Genomic DNA, 15,919 nt, shown 5'->3' on the forward strand with positions numbered 1-15,919 from the left:
ACAACATTGAACGCGTTGAAGAACGCCCTGATACGGAAAGCAAATCGCCATGTGGCACAACGTACGCCTGCTCAACGCCATCGCGAGTGCGCTCGTCGCACTCGTCGTGCTGGCGGCGCTCGCGGCGGGCGGTCATTGGCTGATTCAGCGTCCGATCTTCACGCTCAAGGCCATTCAGATCGATGGGGATGTGTCGCACATCAACGGTCCGACCTTGCGCGCGAATGCGGTCTCGCGACTGAAGGGCAACTTCTTCACGATCGATCTGGATGCCACGCGAGCGGCGTTCGAGGCGGTGCCCTGGGTGCGTCATGCGAGCGTGCGGCGGGTCTGGCCGAACCAGCTCGCCGTGACGATCGAGGAATACAAGCCGCTGGCCACGTGGAACGACGGCCGTCTGGTGAGTGTGGACGGCGAGCTGTTCGCCGCCAATCTGGCGGAAGCCGAGGACGACGGCAAGCTGCCGGAGTTCGCGGGGCCGCCGGGCAGCGAAAAGGATGTAACGGCGCGGTACTACGACTTCGTGAAGTGGTTCGCGCCGCTGAATATGAAACCCGAGGCGGTCACGCTGTCGAATCGTTACGCCTGGGGCGTGCGACTCGCAGGGGGCGTGCAACTGGCGCTGGGACGGGAACGAAACCCCGAGACCCTCGCCACGCGCAGCCGACGCTTCGTACAGGCGTATCCGCAGGTAGCGGCGCGCTGGGGGAATCAGATCGAGTATGCCGATCTGCGGTACCCGAACGGTTTTGCAGTGCGTGCTGCGGGCATGCGTTTCTTGAGCGAAGAACAGGCCAAGAAGCTTGCCGCGACACCCGTGCAAAAGCGGGATTCGCAGAAGCCGGCAGCGAAACCTGCCGCGCCGGTAAAGCGAAGCCAGTGAGACTTCAGGACTTACACACGCTATGAGCAAAGATTACAAGGATCTGTTGGTCGCCCTCGATATCGGCACGTCGAAAGTCGTGGCGGTGGTGGCCGAGCTGCGCCCTGAAGGCCGCTATGAAGTGATTGGCCTCGGCCAGAGTGAATCGCGCGGCCTGAAAAAGGGCGTCGTGGTGAACATCGAGGCCACGGTGCAGTCCATTCAGCGTGCGCTCGAAGAAGCCGAGCTGATGGCTGACTGCAAGATCACCAACGTCTTCACCGGGATCGCCGGCAGCCATATCCGCAGCTTCAATTCGAGCGGCATGGTGGCGATCAAGGACAAGGAAGTGACGCAGGCCGACGTGGCGCGCGTCATCGAGACGGCCAAAGCGATCAACATCCCGACCGACCAGCAGGTGCTGCATATCCTCACGCAGGAATTCATCATCGACGGTCAGGAAGATGTGCGCGAGCCGATCGGCATGAGCGGCATCCGTCTCGAAGTGAAGGTGCATATCGTGACCGGCGCCGTGTCGGCTGCGCAGAACATCGTGAAGTGCGTGCGCCGTTGTGGCCTCGAAGTGAACGATCTGATCCTGCAACCGCTCGCGTCGAGCATCTCGGTACTCACGGAAGACGAGAAGGAACTGGGCGTGGTGCTGATCGACATCGGCGGTGGCACGACCGATATCGCGATCTTCAGCGAAGGGGCGATCCGTCACACGGCGGTGATTCCGATCGCAGGCGACCAGATCACGAGCGACATCGCCATGGCGGTTCGCACGCCGACGCCGGACGCGGAAGACATCAAGATTCAGCACGGTATCGCCAAGCAGTCGCTGGCCGATCCGGACGAAATGATCGAAGTGCCGGGACTCGGCGAGCGCGGTCCGCGCACGCTGTCGCGTCAGGCGCTGGCGGCGGTGATCGAGCCGCGCGTCGAAGAGTTGTTCTCGCTCGTGCAGCAGGTGGTGCGCGAGTCGGGATATGAAGAGTTGCTGTCCTCGGGCATCGTGCTCACCGGCGGCGCGGCAATGATGCCGGGCATGGTCGAGCTGGGTGAGGACATCTTCCTCAAGCCGGTGCGCATCGGTGTGCCGGAGTACGCAGGCGGTCTTGCCGATGTGGTGCGCAGCCCGCGCTACGCCACGGCGATGGGTCTGCTGCTCGAAGGACGTTCCCAGCGCATGCGCGGTCGCAAGGTCGCGGTGCAGTCGGGGCAGGCGAATCAGGTCTGGACGCGTATGCGCGACTGGTTCTTCAGCAATTTCTGACGTGGTTTTGAAAAGTCGTTTTGATGAGTTTTTGAGGGGTGTGGATCTGGTGTTGAAAACATGCGCGGCTTACCCGAGCCGCATGTGACCCGCAGTACCGGATCTGCTTTTAATTCACTGGAGGCGCTATGAACTTTGAAATGTTGGAAACGGAAACCAACGGCACCATCATCAAGGTGGTGGGTGTTGGTGGCGCTGGCGGCAATGCTGTCCAGCACATGATCAACCGTGGTGTGCAAGGCGTGGAATTCATCGCCATGAACACCGACGCTCAGGCACTGGCCCGCTCGCAGGCCAGCGTGAACATCCAGCTCGGCAAGACCGGTCTGGGTGCTGGCGCGAAGCCGGAAATGGGCCGTGCTGCCGCTGATGAAGCGCGTGAGCGCGTGACCGACGCCCTGCGTGGCGCGCACATGGTGTTCATCACCGCCGGCATGGGTGGCGGTACGGGCACGGGCGCAGCCCCGATCGTGGCGCAGATCGCCAAGGAAATGGGCATTCTGACCGTCGGCGTGGTGTCGAAGCCGTTCGAGTTCGAAGGCGGCAAGCGTATGCGTGTGGCCGAGACGGGCGCGCAGGAACTGGAAGACAACGTCGATTCGCTGATCGTCGTGCTCAATGACAAGCTGTTCGAAGTCATGGGCGACGATGCGGAAATGGACAAGTGCTTCCAATGCGCTGATGACGTGCTGCACAACGCCGTGGCCGGCATCGCCGAAATCATCAACGTCGACGGTCTCGTGAACGTCGACTTTGAAGACGTGAAGACGGTGATGGGCGAGCAAGGCAAGGCGATGATGGGTACGGCCACGGTGGCTGGTGTCGATCGTGCGCGTCTGGCCGCAGAGCAAGCCGTGGCAAGCCCGCTGCTCGAAGGCGTGGACCTGTCGGGCGCGCGTGGCGTGCTGGTCAACATCACGGCATCGCGTTCGCTGCGTCTGTCGGAAACGCGTGAAGTGATGAACACCATCAAGAGCTACGCCGCCGAAGACGCGACCGTGATTTTCGGTACCGTCTACGACGACAAGATGGGCGATGCACTGCGCGTGACTGTGGTGGCAACGGGCCTCGGTCGTGCTGCGGCCAAGAAGGCGGCTGCACCGATGACGCTGCTCAAGACCGGTACCGACAACATGCCGATCGCGACCGGTCACGTGCCGAACGTCGGTCAGGCCACCGGTACGGACTACGGCGCGCTCGATACGCCGGCAGTTTGGCGCAGCACGCGCGAGACCGCAGCTTCGCACGTAGCCGCGCTGCAGGAAAAGGGTGTCGACACGTACGACATTCCGGCCTTCCTGCGCAAGCAAGCCGACTGACAGGGTTGCGCGGGCCGAGTGCCAGTGCTCGGCGCCGCTGCACCTTGGGAATCGCGAGACCTACGCAGGTCGTCGTGAGGATTCGCCGTCGCTCCCCCTACCATGCCTTGTGGCGTGGGGAAGGCGCGCCTCGGTACGAGTCCGGAACGACGATACGGCAAGGTTGTGATGTGCGTAGATGCCTTGTGGCTGCGACAACCAGAGTCGCAAGAGGTATCGATGCATCACAGATGACGGACGCTACGGGTAAGCGTTCGTGATCCCGGACCCGGTCTCGCGGATCTGTCCCCCCGACCGCTGCGGCTTGCCTCCGTCGCGGCGGCCGGGGTGCCCCGAACAAGATTCGACGCGCAGGTCTCTGGCCTGACGTCTAAGATGGAAAATGCTTTTTTCGCGAATAGGTTATTTCGTATCGCGGTATAGGCGGAGACAGACCGATGGGGCAACATCCGGAATGTTTAGTAACGAAGCGTTGTGTTTGTGGCACAGCGATGAAGGCGCCGATCTGATATAATTCGATCTATGATCCCTAGCGTCTGATAGTTTTAATAAATAGCATGCTTAAGCAGCGCACACTCAAATCCATCGCCAAGACAGTCGGCATCGGCTTGCACTCCGGTCGCAAGGTCGAGTTGTCACTGCGTCCGGCGCCGCCCGATACGGGCATCGTCTTCTGCCGTACCGATCTGAATCCTCCTGTGGAGATTCCGGCGTCGGCGATGGCGATCGGCGACACGCGTCTCGCGTCGGTGTTGCAGAAGGATGGTGCGCGGGTGTCCACGGTGGAACACCTGATGTCGGCATGCGCAGGGCTGGGCATCGACAATCTGTATGTCGACGTGACGGCCGAAGAGATTCCGATCATGGACGGCAGCGCGGCGACGTTCGTCTTCCTGATCCAGTCGGCAGGTATCGAAGAGCAACCTGCGGCCAAGAAATTCATCCGTGTGACGAAGCCTGTCGAGATTCGCGACGGCGACAAGCTGGCGCGTCTCGAGCCGTACGACGGCTTCAAGCTCAAGTTCACCATCGACTTCCGTCATCCGGCAGTCGATCGCACGGGTCAGGCGCTCGAGATCGATTTCGCCGATACGTCCTACGCGAAGGAAATTGCGCGGGCGCGTACGTTCGGTTTCGCTCACGAAGTCGAAATGCTGCGTGAGCTGGGGCTGGCACGCGGCGGCAGCATGGACAATGCGATCGTGCTCGACGAGTACCGCATCCTGAATAACGACGGCCTGCGCTACGACGACGAGTTCGTGAAGCACAAGATGCTCGACGCCATCGGCGATCTGTACGTCATCGGGCACTCGCTGCTGGCGTCCTACACGGCTTACAAGTCGGGGCACGGTCTGAACAACCAGCTGCTGCGCGAGCTTCTCGCGCAGGACGCCTACGAGATCGTGACGTTCGAGCGTGCGGAAGACGCACCGCGCGGCTTCCAGTTCGAACCGCAGACGCAGTTCGCGTAAGTTACGCAAATGCTGCGGAGCGCCTGATCGAAGGCGACGCGGATGTAACAAAAAGAAAGCGCCGGTCATCCGGCGCTTTTTTATTTGACGCACGAGAGATATCGGCGTCCGCAAAAACTGTGCGGCGATATCGGCGCTAAATCGACGTTATTGGATAGTGTCGGTCATCGTCTTCGATGAGATCCGCCGGATGAGACCGGGCGTCAGCAATGGATGGCGCGATCCGGGGATCAGGGCTTGCGCGTACCGCCGTAAGAGTGGCGGGCGACGAGACGGGCGAGGGCGTCGCGAAGCGGGGATGGCTCCAGCGAATCGCGCAGATCACGCAGGCTCACGAGCCCCTGTCGCGACAGATGCGCCTCCTTGGGCGGCTTTTGCGGTTCAGGCGCGGCAATGCTCACGCGAATCCTGATGGTCCGGATGAGCCATCCGCGCGTGGCGAGCCCCTCGATCAGCGATGGGGTCTGCTGACGCAGGCGGGCGGCGAGCGCATTGTTTGACACGAGAAAGACCAGCGCCCCTTCGCGCGGCGGCGCAAGCCTGACACTGCTGGAAAGTGCGGCGGGCAACAGCGCATGGACGTCGCGCTCCAGCCGTCCGAGTTGTTCGGCGGCGACCAGCAGCGAACCGGCACCGTCGGATGCGGACAGCAGGTCGGTCAGAGGGCGGGCAACGCGGGGCGCTTTGGGTCGTTTCATATGATGAGACAGATGTCGCCGCATATTTTACCCCGCGATCGGGCGTCGCCTCCCACCGGCTTCCGAAAACACCGGTTTGTCGAGGTCGGGCACCGCCGGGGCGTGCCACGACAGCATGCTAGAATCCTTTTTTCAGTACAGGTATCGAACCGGCGTGCGGCCAGAGTGCCAAACACGGTGACCCGCAGCGCACAGACGCCGCGGGCGGATCGTCACTCATGGGGCTCGGCTCCGGGGTGAGGGATTCGTCCGTCGACCGACCGCGCGATTGCGAACGACATTTGCCGCCCTAACCAGTGATCCGATGATTCCCGGTCTTCTTAAAAAAGTATTTGGCAGCCGCAACCAGCGGCTCATCAAGCAGTACCAGAAAACCGTCGCGGCGATCAACGCCCTCGAGCCGCAGATCGCCCAGCTGAGCGATGAGCAACTGCGTGGCAAGACCGAGGAATTCAAGCAACGTATCGCCCAGGGGGCGAGCGTGGATTCGTTGCTCGTCGAAGCCTTTGCCGTCTGCCGTGAGGCGGGCAAGCGCGTGCTCAAGATGCGCCACTTCGACGTTCAGCTCATCGGCGGTATGGTGCTGCACTACGGCAAGATCGCCGAAATGCGCACGGGCGAGGGCAAGACGCTCGTCGCCACGCTGCCCGCCTATCTGAACGCGCTCTCGGGCAAGGGCGTGCACGTCGTGACCGTCAACGATTACCTGGCGCAGCGCGACGCCGAGTGGATGGCGCGGCTGTACAACTTCCTCGGCCTGTCGGTGGGTATCAACCTGTCGCAGATGCCGCATGACCAGAAGCAGTCTGCATACGCCGCGGACATCACGTACGGTACGAACAACGAGTTCGGCTTCGACTACCTGCGTGACAACATGGTCTACGAGACCGATCAGCGGGTACAACGCACGCTCAATTACGCCATCGTCGACGAAGTGGACTCGATCCTGATCGACGAAGCGCGTACGCCGCTGATCATCTCGGGACAGGCCGAAGATCACACCGAGCTGTACGTGAAGATGGATCGCCTGCCGGCGATGCTGGAGCGTCAGATCGGTGAAGAGAAGGCCGACGGGACGGGTGTCGAAGTGCCGGGCGACTACACGCTCGACGAGAAGGGCCGTCAGGTCTTCCTGACCGAACGCGGCCACGAGAAGGCCGAGCAACTGCTCGCCGAGTGGGGCATGATCGCCGAAGGCGACAGCCTCTACGCACCGCAGAACATCACGCTGATGCACCACGTGTACGCCGCACTGCGCGCGCACACGCTGTTCCACAAGGACCAGCACTACGTGGTGCAGAACGACGAGATCGTGATCGTCGACGAATTCACCGGTCGTCTGATGGCCGGCCGTCGCTGGTCCGAAGGCCTGCATCAGGCCGTGGAAGCGAAGGAACACGTCAAGATCCAGCACGAGAACCAGACGCTCGCCTCGATCACGTTCCAGAACTACTTCCGTATGTACGCCAAGCTCTCGGGCATGACGGGTACGGCAGATACCGAAGCGTTCGAATTCAACGAAATCTACCGTCTCGAGACGGTGGTGATCCCGACGAACCGTGTGCCCAAGCGTATCGACCGTCAGGACCAGATCTACAAGACGGCCAAGGAAAAGTACGACGCCGTCATCAAGGACATCCGCGAATGCGTGGAGCGTGGCCAGCCGGTGCTGGTGGGCACGACCTCGATCGAAACGTCGGAATATCTCTCGCAACTGCTCACGCGCGAAAAGCTGCCGCACCAGGTGCTCAACGCCAAGCAGCACCAGCGCGAAGCCGAGATCGTGGCGCAGGCCGGTCGTCCGGGCGTGATCACCATCGCGACCAACATGGCCGGTCGCGGTACCGACATCGTGCTGGGCGGCAACGTCGAGAAGCAATCGAGCTTCATCGAAGCCGACGAGTCGCTGGCCGAGGCCGACAAGGAAGCCCGCATCAAGCAATTGCAGGATGAATGGCAAGGGCTGCACGAGCAGGTGAAGACCGCTGGCGGTCTGCACATCATCGGCACCGAGCGCCACGAGTCGCGTCGTATCGACAACCAGTTGCGCGGCCGTTCGGGCCGTCAGGGCGATCCGGGTTCGTCGCGCTTCTATCTGTCGCTGGAAGATCCGCTGCTGCGCATTTTCGCGGGCGACCGCGTGCGCGCGATCATGGATCGTCTGAAGATGCCGGAAGGCGAAGCCATCGAAGCCGGTATCGTCACGCGCTCGATCGAGTCGGCGCAGCGCAAGGTCGAAGCCCGTAACTTCGACGTGCGTAAGCAACTGCTGGAGTACGACGACGTTGCCAACGATCAGCGTAAGGTGATCTATCAGCAACGTAACGAACTGCTCGAAGCCCAGGACGTTTCGGAAACGATCGCGGGCATGCGTCAAAGCGTGTTCGAAGATGTCGTGCGCAACTACGTGCCGGCCGGTACGGTGGAAGAGCAGTGGGATCTGAAGGGGCTGGAGACGACGCTGCGCGAAGAGTGGCAGCTCGACCTGCCGCTGCAATCGCGCATCGAAGGCTCGGAAGAGATCGACGACGAGGACATCCTCAAGGAAGTGATGGACGCGGCCGAAGCGTCGTACAACGCGAAGGTCGAACTGGTCGGACGCGAGTCGTTCTCCGGTTTCGAGCGCTCGGTCATGCTGCAAAGCGTGGATTCGAACTGGCGCGAGCATCTGGCGGCGCTGGATCACCTGCGTCAGGGTATTCATCTGCGCGGCTACGCCCAGAAGAATCCGAAGCAGGAGTACAAGCGCGAAGCGTTCGAACTGTTCGCGCAGTTGCTCGAGACCATCAAGCTGGAAGTCACGCGCGTCATCATGAACGTGCGTATCCAGTCGCAGGAAGAGCTGGAGCAGGCGACGGAATCGCTCGACGACAACGCCGGTGGTCTGGTCAACATCGAGTTCAAGCACGATGAGCTGGAAACCGTGGGCGGCGAAGGTGAGGTCGACGAGGACGCCGGTCGCCCGGTGGTCGCGGCGCTCGCGCAGGCTGGGGCAACTGCCGGTGCCGCAGGGGCGGCCGCAGGCGGCGACTTCCTGCCGAAGGTCGGACGTAACGACCCGTGCCCATGCGGCAGTGGCAAGAAATTCAAGCACTGCCACGGCAAACTGTCTTAAGATGTGAAGTGATCGATGCGGCGCCGACTTATGATCGGCGCCGCGTCGTTTATAGCGCCGGTTTTCGAAGCGTTTTGCAGCGTTTCACGACATTTCGCAATCCCGTCGAACCGGCCGCACCGATCAACCGCCGCCCCGGCGGGCTGTCGTGCCGACATCGCCAGGGCGGGAGCTGCAACCCTTACCTCTCGCGGGCGAACCCTCATGGCCGTCAATTTCCCCTCGATCGAAGCCTCCCAACTGCACGCCGTTCCGGGCGTGGAACTGGGCTGGGCCGAAGCCAATATCCGCAAACCGAACCGCAAGGATGTGCTGGTCATGCGACTGGCCGCCGGCAGCACGGTGTCGGGCGTGTTCACGACGAACCGCTTCTGCGCCGCGCCGGTCACGGTGTGCAAGGAGCATCTGGCGGCCAAGGCCGGCATTCGCGCACTCGTCGTCAACACGGGTAACGCCAACGCCGGCACCGGCGAACCCGGCATGCTCGCCACGCGCGCGACGTGCGACGCGCTGGCCAAGCTGCTGTCCGTCTCGTCCAACCAGATCCTGCCGTTCTCGACGGGCGTGATTCTCGAACCGCTGCCGGTCGATCGCCTGGTCGCCGGTCTGCCGCAGGCCATTGGCAATCTGGCGCCCGCCCATTGGTTCGAAGCCGCGCAGTCGATCATGACGACCGACACGCTGCCGAAGGCGGCCTCGCGTCAGATCGTGATCGATGGTCAGACGATCGTGCTCACCGGCATCAGCAAGGGTGCGGGCATGATCAAGCCGAACATGGCGACCATGCTCGGCTTCGTCGGCACCAATGCCCGCGTGGCGCAGCCGGTGCTCGACGCACTGGTGAAGTACGTTGCGGATCGCTCGTTCAATGCCATCACCATCGATGGCGATACGTCGACCAACGACTCGTTCATCGTGGCCGCCACGGGCCAGACGGAACTGCCGGAAATCGCGAGCACCGACACTCCGGCGTTCGCCGCTTTCCGCGATGCGTTGCTGTCGATCTCGCAGGAGTTGGCGCAGCTGATCGTGCGCGATGGCGAAGGCGCGACCAAGTTCATCACCGTGACGGTCGAAGGTGGCCGTGACGTGGCCGAGTGCCGCCAGATCGCGTACGCCATCGGCCATTCACCGCTGGTGAAGACGGCGTTTTTCGCGTCCGATCCGAATCTGGGCCGCATTCTGGCCGCCATCGGCTATGCGGGCGTGAACGATCTCGACGTCAGCAAGATCGACCTCTATCTGGACGACGTGCTGGTCGCCCGCGCTGGCGGCCGCAATGCCGACTATCGTGAGGAAGACGGTCAGCGCGTGATGAAGCAAAGCGAAATTACGGTACGCGTGGTGCTGGGTCGCGGCGACGCGGCAGCAACGCTGTGGACGTGCGATCTCTCGCACGACTACGTGAGCATCAACGCGGATTACCGTTCCTGAGACCCGACGCGACGGCCCGGATCGTGTGAGCATCCCACCGGATGCGAAGGGCCGTCGGCGCAGCGACGGATGTCTGACCGGCATCCACCCTGCGCCGGTAGACGTGGGTGCCCGATGGCACAGGTATATCGATATCGGGCGCATCGCCAGCTGGTGGCAAAAGCACCGGGGCGCACAGCGAAGGGAAACGACAACACCTCGAAGCATCGACACGAGCGCCCGATAGCGGCGCGGGGATTTCGAAGCAATGGACAAACTGGAACAGTTCCTGACGCGCGCTGAAGGCGTGCTGGCCCGGCTGGAGGCGATGCTGCCCCCGGCTACCCCCGAGATCGACTGGAGCGTCGCGACGGCGTTCCGCTGGCGCAAGAAGCAGGGGCGCGGTTTCCTGCAACCGGTCGCGCACGTCTCCAACATCACGCTGGGCGATCTTCAGAACATCGAGCGTCAGAAGGCGCTGATCGAGCAGAACACGCGTCAGTTCGTGCGTGGCGAGCCGGCCAACAACGTGCTGCTCACCGGCGCGCGCGGTACCGGCAAGTCGTCGCTGATCAAGGCGTGCCTGAATCAGTACGCGTCGGAAGGGCTGCGTCTCATCGAAGTCGACAAGGACGATCTGACCGATCTGGGCGACATCGTCGATCTGATCTCGCAGCGCCCGGAGCGCTTCGTCGTGTTCTGCGACGATCTGTCGTTCGAGGACGGCGAGTCGGGTTACAAGGCGCTGAAGGTCGCGCTTGACGGTTCGGTGGCCGCGCAGTCGGACAACGTGCTGATCTATGCGACGTCCAACCGTCGTCACCTGTTGCCCGAGTACATGAAGGACAACGAGAGCTATCGCCACACCGAAGACGGTGAGATTCATCCGGGCGAAGTGATCGAAGAGAAGATCTCCCTGTCCGAGCGCTTCGGGCTGTGGGTGAGTTTCTATCCGTTCAAGCAGGACGATTACCTGACGATCGTCAGCCACTGGTTGCAGCACTTCGGCGTGCCGGCGGACCAGACGGAAAGTGCGCGTCAGGAAGCGCTGATCTGGGCGTTGGAGCGGGGTTCGCGCTCGGGCCGGGTCGCGTTCCAGTTTGCTCGCGACTGGGCCGGCAAGCAGCGTGGGGCGTCGTCGCAGGCGTCGTAACGATAGGGACGGTGTGGCGTTCGGGGTGTGATGTTGCGGCCCGGGTGCTATCCGTTCGAGTGGGAAATTCCGTAGGTGTGTAGTGATATGACAGACTCGAATCGAATGGCGCCGGATGGGCGTCCCGTCACGGAAGTGGCCGTGGGTGTGATGGTGCGCCCGGACGGCGCGGTGCTGCTCGGCCAGCGCCCTGCGGGCAAGCCGTATGCCGGTTACTGGGAGTTTCCGGGCGGGAAGCTGGAGGCCGGTGAGTCGGTGGCGGCGGCGCTGGCGCGCGAGCTGCACGAGGAGCTGGGCGTGACGGTCGAGCGCTGCGCACCGTGGCGTGTGCTGGAGCACGACTATCCGCACGCCTACGTCCGTCTGCATTTCTGCAAGGTGACGGCATGGCAGGGCGAGCCGCATGGCAAGGAAGGTCAGGCGCTGGCGTGGGAGCACCCGCCGGTGAGCGTCGAGCCGTTGCTGCCGGCGGCGCTGCCCCCGTTGACGTGGCTTGCTGAGGAGTTGGCCGCGCGCCCCTGACGAGCGCGCACCGCAAGCGCTGCCGTTTGGCGAGCGCATGAAAAATGCCGCTTCGATGTCTACCGAAGCGGCATTTTTGTTTTTCCGGCTCGACTGGATCCGAGCTTGATGTCACTGACGACGGATTGATCGGCGCCGTCGCCGTCTGTCAGCCCGTCATCGCGTAAAGCGTTCGATCGGTACTTTGGTATTCCGGGACTTCGATGCGTCGATCAGCGTTGCGTCGGATCGAGCGGCGATTCCTGAGACGGATCTTCCGGCGACTCGGCCGGGATCGTGTACTTCTCTGCGGCCCACGCGCCCATGTCGATTTGCTTGCAGCGCTCCGAGCAGAACGGACGGAATTTGGACTTCGGCTCCCAGGCAACTTTCTTGCCGCAGGTCGGACAGTTGACGACGCTCGTCATGGTCTTACAGATTGCAGAGGGTGAGCAGGAACGGTACGTCGCTGTCGACCGGACGCGGCTTCAGATCACCGTCCTGCGTCGTGAAGCGTACCCACAGCATGTACTTGTTGGCGCTCGCTTCCGGAATCACGCGGAGGTCTGCCGCGACACGCACCTGCATCAGTTGATACACGCGCCCGGTGAGCATCTGCTGGTAGCTGCCCTGTTGTGCCATCGCCTTGCTGGCATGGCCGGACTCGCGTGCCAGTCCGAGCACGATCGCGATGGCGTCGCGAATCGGGAATAGCGGGCCGATCCACTTATCGATATCGTGACGACGCTGCTCGGCGTCGTTATGACGCCAGGCGTAATACGACGGCAGATCGAAACGGCAGGTCCCCCCGGGGATCACCGAGCGGCTGCGAATGCTCGCGAGCCATTCGTTGTCGTTCAGGTGCTGGCCGGGTTTGCCGGGAATCTGATTGAGGTTCGCGATGGCCAGCTCGACTTCGCCGATGAATTGTTCGAGCGCGTCGGAGGCGATATCGGGATTGCCGCGATAGGTCTGGAGCGTCTGACGTTGGCGGTCGAGTTCCTTGACCAGCTCGTTCTTCAGATCGGTGCGACCCGCGATGTCGGCAATCTCGAACATCGTGATCAGGGCCGCATGGTGATCGAGCGGCTGATCCTGTCCCACGAAAAAGGCAAAGCGCCCGAACAGCTCTTCTAGCCGAAGCAGCGTGCGAATGCGTTCGTTGAGCGGATATTCGTACAGGATCAAGCGCGTTGGCCCAAAAGTTGGCGCTTTTCAGCGTAATGGCGACATTCTAATGCGGGAATCTGTCGGGTGGCAACGCGAGCGGGCGCTCATTCGCCTCCCGTGCGCGTCGCCAGCTGGAGATAGGTGGCGTGCAAACGGTCGACTTGTGGCGCGAGCGGGGCGTGCTGCACGTCGTTGTCGATCACGTCGTCCGCCACGGCAAGCCGCTGGGCGCGTGATGCCTGACGCGCCATGATCGCCTGCACCTGCTCACGCGTGAACCGGTTTCGGGACATGACACGCGCGATCTGCGTCTCCTGCGTGCAGTCGACGACCAATATCCGCTGCACACGCTCGCGCCAGGTGCCGGATTCGACCAGCAGCGGTACTACGAAAATCAGATAGGGCCCCTGGGCTTCGGCCGCAGCGCGCTCGCATTCCGTGCGGATCAGCGGATGGGTAATTGCCTCCAAACGCGCTTTCGCGGCGTCGTCCGTGAAGACGGCTTCGCGCATCCGTGCCCGGTCGAGCGAGCCGTCCGGCGCCACGAAGGCGTCGCCAAACTCGCGCCGGATAGCGGGCATGGCCGCGCCCCCCGGTGCAGTGATGCTGTGCGCAATGGCATCGGTGTCGATGATGGCGATGCCGTGCGTGGCAAACAGATTGGCGACGGTCGTCTTGCCGCTACCGATGCCGCCGGTCAGGCCGATGGCGTAAGTCATGGAGTTCCTCCGATCCAGAACATCAGGCCGTCGCCGCCGAAGAGCGTGACGATACCAGCGGCGGCGAGAAACGCGCCGAAAGGAAACATCTGATCGCTGCGCAGGCGTCCCATCAGCCACGCACTGCCGGCAACCACGATGGCAAGGACGCACGCGACGAGCAGAATCTGAGGCAGCGCCGTCCAGCCGAACCAGGCGCCCAACGCCGCATAAAGCTTGAAGTCGCCGAAACCCATGCCTTCGCGACGACGTATCCACCAATAGACCCAATACATCGCCCACAGGCTCATGTACCCGGCTGCCGCACCGATGACGGCGGCCGGTAACGCCGCGAACCAATGGCCGAGGTTGCAGAGCAGGCCGGCCCACAGCAGCGGCAGCGTCAGGATGTCGGGCAGCAGTTGCGTGTCGTGATCGATGTACGCGAGCGCGATGAGCGTCCAGACAAGACCGAGCGCACCCAGGCTTTGCCATGTCGGACCGAACCGCCATGAGATGGCGACGCTGAGTGCGCCGGTGAGCAACGCGAGTTGCCAGCGACGTGGCGGCGCGTCCGCGGGCAATATGGGCAGGTCGGTCGCACTGATGCCCGACAGGGTGGCGGCGGGCGAGAGCGCAATCGGTGTCGTCTGGAGTGTGGCGTGAGGTGCCGGTGCTGCCGGTGATAGGGACTCCGACGCCTCGGCGGCCTGAAGCTCTTCGAGCCACGCGCGTTCGATCGCCGCCGGCACGCGTCGCACGACGACGTCGAGCACTAACCCGGCAAGCATGCCGGTGATGGCGAACAGCGCGAGACGCCAGTGAGGGGCCAGTTGCGCGAGCCAATCGACGAGAAGGAATTCAGCGTAGCCATCGAGCGCGTTCATGCGACACCGTATCCGAGTTGGAACATCGGCAGATACATCGCGAGGACCATACCGCCGATCAGCAGGCCGAGAAACGTAATCATCATGGGTTCGAGTGTCGCGCAGGTACTGACCAGCGCCTGCGAAGCTTCCTCGTCGAGCAGGCCGGCGGCCTGGTTGAGCATGCGCCCGAGTGTACCCGATTCCTCCCCGATGACGGCCAGTTGTGCCACGGCCAGCGGCCAGTGTCCGTCGGCTTCGAGCGACGTTGCCAGACGCGCTCCCCGGGTGACCTTACGGTGCACCGCATGTGCGGCTTCCTGCATGACGAGGCTGCCGCAGGCGCTTGCCGCGGCATCCATGGCATCCGGCAACGCGACACCGGCGTCAAGCAGCGTGCCCAGTGTTCTCGCCCATCGGGCGGCGCTCATCATCCGGACGATGTTGCCCACCCCCGGCAACCGCAATATCAGACGGTCTCGCTGGCGTCGCATACGCAGGCTTCTCCGAAGCATGGCAGCGATGGCCAGACCCGCTGCGCCAGCGCAGGCCAGAATCCACGGGCCGCTCGTCAGCGACGCGCGTGAAAGATCGATCAGCGCGCGAGTCAGTGGTGGCAGCGGCACGCCCCCGCCGGCGGCACTGGCGAACAGGCGCTCGAATTCCGGGATCACCCATTGCAGCAACGCGATCACGACGGCCACCGCCACGACCAGTACCGTGAGCGGGTAGGCGAGTGCGCGTTGCAGCTTGTCCCGCACGCTTTGTGCGTGATCGTAATGGGCACTCAGACGCATCAACGTTGGGCCAAGCTGCCCGCTCAGTTCGCCCGCGGCGATCAACTGACAATCGACGCCGCTGAAGCGTCGGCTGGCGCGCGCCATCGCCTGCGCCAACGGGTGGCCCAACGCGACGTCCTGTGCGATGCCGGACGCCAGCCGCTTGAGGCCTCGCGTGTGTGCGCCGCGTGCCAGCACGTCGAGCGCAGCGGTCAGCGGGACGCCCGCACCCAGCAGCGTCGCCAGACGCCGCACGAAGTCCGTAGCGTCGGACGACCGGGTGCGTGCCGCCGGCGCGTGACGGCGTCCCGGTCCCAGGTGCGTGATCGTCACCTGCGGGTACTGCTGCCGAAGCGCGAGTCGGGCAGCCGCTTCGCCGTGTGCGACGACATCGCCGCGTTGTGCGCGCCCGTCGGCGTCTCGTCCCTGCCAGTGCCAGCGACGTGGCTGCATCAATTGAGACATTCGGCACGCTCGATTTGATGGCTTGAGGAGACCGTTCGACGCTGGGAAGGGCGACGCGTCGACCACTTTGGACGAACGTCATCCGGTGACGCAGGGAGCGATACCTCTCGCCGGAGATCGTCATCGGGGTGC

At 63.2% G+C, this 15,919-nt stretch carries 14 protein-coding genes; 8 read left to right on the top strand and 6 right to left on the bottom strand.

The features are described from left to right. Positions 1–49: 49 nt before the first annotated feature. The 4 genes from A9762_RS05010 to lpxC all read left to right on the top strand — a co-directional run bounded on the left by A9762_RS05010 (position 50) and on the right by lpxC (position 4,929). Positions 50–883: a cell division protein FtsQ/DivIB gene (locus A9762_RS05010; protein WP_069340942.1), complete on the top strand. Its 834-nt coding sequence runs from the start codon at positions 50–52 to the stop codon at positions 881–883. A 22-nt stretch (positions 884–905) separates the two neighbouring features. Beyond that, positions 906–2,138 carry a cell division protein FtsA gene (ftsA, locus tag A9762_RS05015; protein WP_010806905.1) on the top strand — a complete coding sequence of 411 codons (1,233 nt, stop codon included), beginning with the start codon at positions 906–908 and terminating at the stop codon, positions 2,136–2,138. Between the two features lie 128 nt (positions 2,139–2,266). Beyond that, entirely contained in the window at positions 2,267–3,457 is a 1,191-nt protein-coding gene (gene ftsZ, locus A9762_RS05020) for a cell division protein FtsZ (RefSeq protein ID WP_069340943.1), read from the top strand. Between the two features lie 557 nt (positions 3,458–4,014). Continuing rightward, positions 4,015–4,929 (top strand): UDP-3-O-acyl-N-acetylglucosamine deacetylase, encoded by a 915-nt coding sequence (lpxC, locus tag A9762_RS05025; protein WP_069340944.1) that lies wholly within the window; start codon positions 4,015–4,017, stop codon positions 4,927–4,929. A gap of 230 nt (positions 4,930–5,159) precedes the next feature. Here the strand turns inward: lpxC and A9762_RS05030 are convergent, their stop codons facing one another. Then, positions 5,160–5,627, bottom strand: a complete 468-nt coding sequence (locus tag A9762_RS05030) for a DciA family protein (protein ID WP_170836184.1) — start codon at positions 5,625–5,627, stop codon at positions 5,160–5,162. Positions 5,628–5,931: 304 nt separating this feature from the next. Here A9762_RS05030 and secA point away from each other — a divergent pair, with 304 nt between their 5' ends. The 4 genes from secA to A9762_RS05050 all read left to right on the top strand — a co-directional run bounded on the left by secA (position 5,932) and on the right by A9762_RS05050 (position 11,830). Next, positions 5,932–8,742 carry a preprotein translocase subunit SecA gene (gene secA, locus A9762_RS05035; RefSeq protein WP_069340946.1) on the top strand — a complete coding sequence of 937 codons (2,811 nt, stop codon included), beginning with the start codon at positions 5,932–5,934 and terminating at the stop codon, positions 8,740–8,742. Positions 8,743–8,946: 204 nt separating this feature from the next. Beyond that, entirely contained in the window at positions 8,947–10,176 is a 1,230-nt protein-coding gene (gene argJ, locus A9762_RS05040) for a bifunctional glutamate N-acetyltransferase/amino-acid acetyltransferase ArgJ (RefSeq protein ID WP_069340947.1), read from the top strand. 247 nt (positions 10,177–10,423) lie between these two features. After that, on the top strand, positions 10,424–11,308 hold the full coding sequence (locus A9762_RS05045; RefSeq protein ID WP_069340948.1) for an ATP-binding protein: 885 nt from the start codon (positions 10,424–10,426) through the stop codon (positions 11,306–11,308). 87 nt (positions 11,309–11,395) lie between these two features. Further along, entirely contained in the window at positions 11,396–11,830 is a 435-nt protein-coding gene (locus A9762_RS05050; RefSeq protein ID WP_069340949.1) for an NUDIX domain-containing protein, read from the top strand. Between the two features lie 212 nt (positions 11,831–12,042). Here A9762_RS05050 and yacG read toward each other — a convergent pair whose 3' ends face one another. From yacG to A9762_RS05075, 5 genes are all read right to left on the bottom strand, one after another. Further along, positions 12,043–12,237, bottom strand: coding sequence for a DNA gyrase inhibitor YacG (gene yacG / locus A9762_RS05055; protein WP_069340950.1), 195 nt, complete (start codon positions 12,235–12,237; stop codon positions 12,043–12,045). 4 nt (positions 12,238–12,241) lie between these two features. Further along, positions 12,242–12,997, bottom strand: coding sequence for a cell division protein ZapD (zapD, locus tag A9762_RS05060; RefSeq protein ID WP_069340951.1), 756 nt, complete (start codon positions 12,995–12,997; stop codon positions 12,242–12,244). 86 nt (positions 12,998–13,083) lie between these two features. Next, the gene (gene coaE / locus A9762_RS05065; protein WP_069340952.1) at positions 13,084–13,698 is read right to left on the bottom strand and encodes a dephospho-CoA kinase; all 615 of its coding nucleotides are present in this window, start codon (positions 13,696–13,698) and stop codon (positions 13,084–13,086) included. Then, positions 13,695–14,564 (bottom strand): A24 family peptidase, encoded by an 870-nt coding sequence (locus tag A9762_RS05070; protein ID WP_069340953.1) that lies wholly within the window; start codon positions 14,562–14,564, stop codon positions 13,695–13,697. The genes coaE and A9762_RS05070 overlap by 4 nt, the downstream gene beginning before the upstream one ends. Further along, positions 14,561–15,787: a type II secretion system F family protein gene (locus A9762_RS05075; protein ID WP_069340954.1), complete on the bottom strand. Its 1,227-nt coding sequence runs from the start codon at positions 15,785–15,787 to the stop codon at positions 14,561–14,563. Before A9762_RS05075 ends, A9762_RS05070 begins: the two co-directional genes overlap by 4 nt. Between the last annotated feature and the right edge of the window lie 132 nt (positions 15,788–15,919).

It is taken from the genome of Pandoraea sp. ISTKB (assembly GCF_001721285.1).
GTDB classification, from domain to species: domain Bacteria; phylum Pseudomonadota; class Gammaproteobacteria; order Burkholderiales; family Burkholderiaceae; genus Pandoraea; species Pandoraea capi.

Excerpts from the sequence above, each read along its gene's own strand:
- A9762_RS05010 (WP_069340942.1), top strand. The coding sequence starts at position 50 with ATGTGGCACAACGTACGCCTGCTCAACGCCATCGCGAGTGCGCTCGTC.
- ftsA (WP_010806905.1), top strand. The coding sequence starts at position 906 with ATGAGCAAAGATTACAAGGATCTGTTGGTCGCCCTCGATATCGGCACG.
- ftsZ (WP_069340943.1), top strand. The coding sequence starts at position 2,267 with ATGAACTTTGAAATGTTGGAAACGGAAACCAACGGCACCATCATCAAG.
- lpxC (WP_069340944.1), top strand. The coding sequence starts at position 4,015 with ATGCTTAAGCAGCGCACACTCAAATCCATCGCCAAGACAGTCGGCATC.
- A9762_RS05030 (WP_170836184.1), bottom strand. The coding sequence starts at position 5,627 with ATGAAACGACCCAAAGCGCCCCGCGTTGCCCGCCCTCTGACCGACCTG.
- secA (WP_069340946.1), top strand. The coding sequence starts at position 5,932 with ATGATTCCCGGTCTTCTTAAAAAAGTATTTGGCAGCCGCAACCAGCGG.
- argJ (WP_069340947.1), top strand. The coding sequence starts at position 8,947 with ATGGCCGTCAATTTCCCCTCGATCGAAGCCTCCCAACTGCACGCCGTT.
- A9762_RS05045 (WP_069340948.1), top strand. The coding sequence starts at position 10,424 with ATGGACAAACTGGAACAGTTCCTGACGCGCGCTGAAGGCGTGCTGGCC.
- A9762_RS05050 (WP_069340949.1), top strand. The coding sequence starts at position 11,396 with ATGACAGACTCGAATCGAATGGCGCCGGATGGGCGTCCCGTCACGGAA.
- yacG (WP_069340950.1), bottom strand. The coding sequence starts at position 12,237 with ATGACGAGCGTCGTCAACTGTCCGACCTGCGGCAAGAAAGTTGCCTGG.
- coaE (WP_069340952.1), bottom strand. The coding sequence starts at position 13,698 with ATGACTTACGCCATCGGCCTGACCGGCGGCATCGGTAGCGGCAAGACG.
- A9762_RS05070 (WP_069340953.1), bottom strand. The coding sequence starts at position 14,564 with ATGAACGCGCTCGATGGCTACGCTGAATTCCTTCTCGTCGATTGGCTC.
- A9762_RS05075 (WP_069340954.1), bottom strand. The coding sequence starts at position 15,787 with ATGTCTCAATTGATGCAGCCACGTCGCTGGCACTGGCAGGGACGAGAC.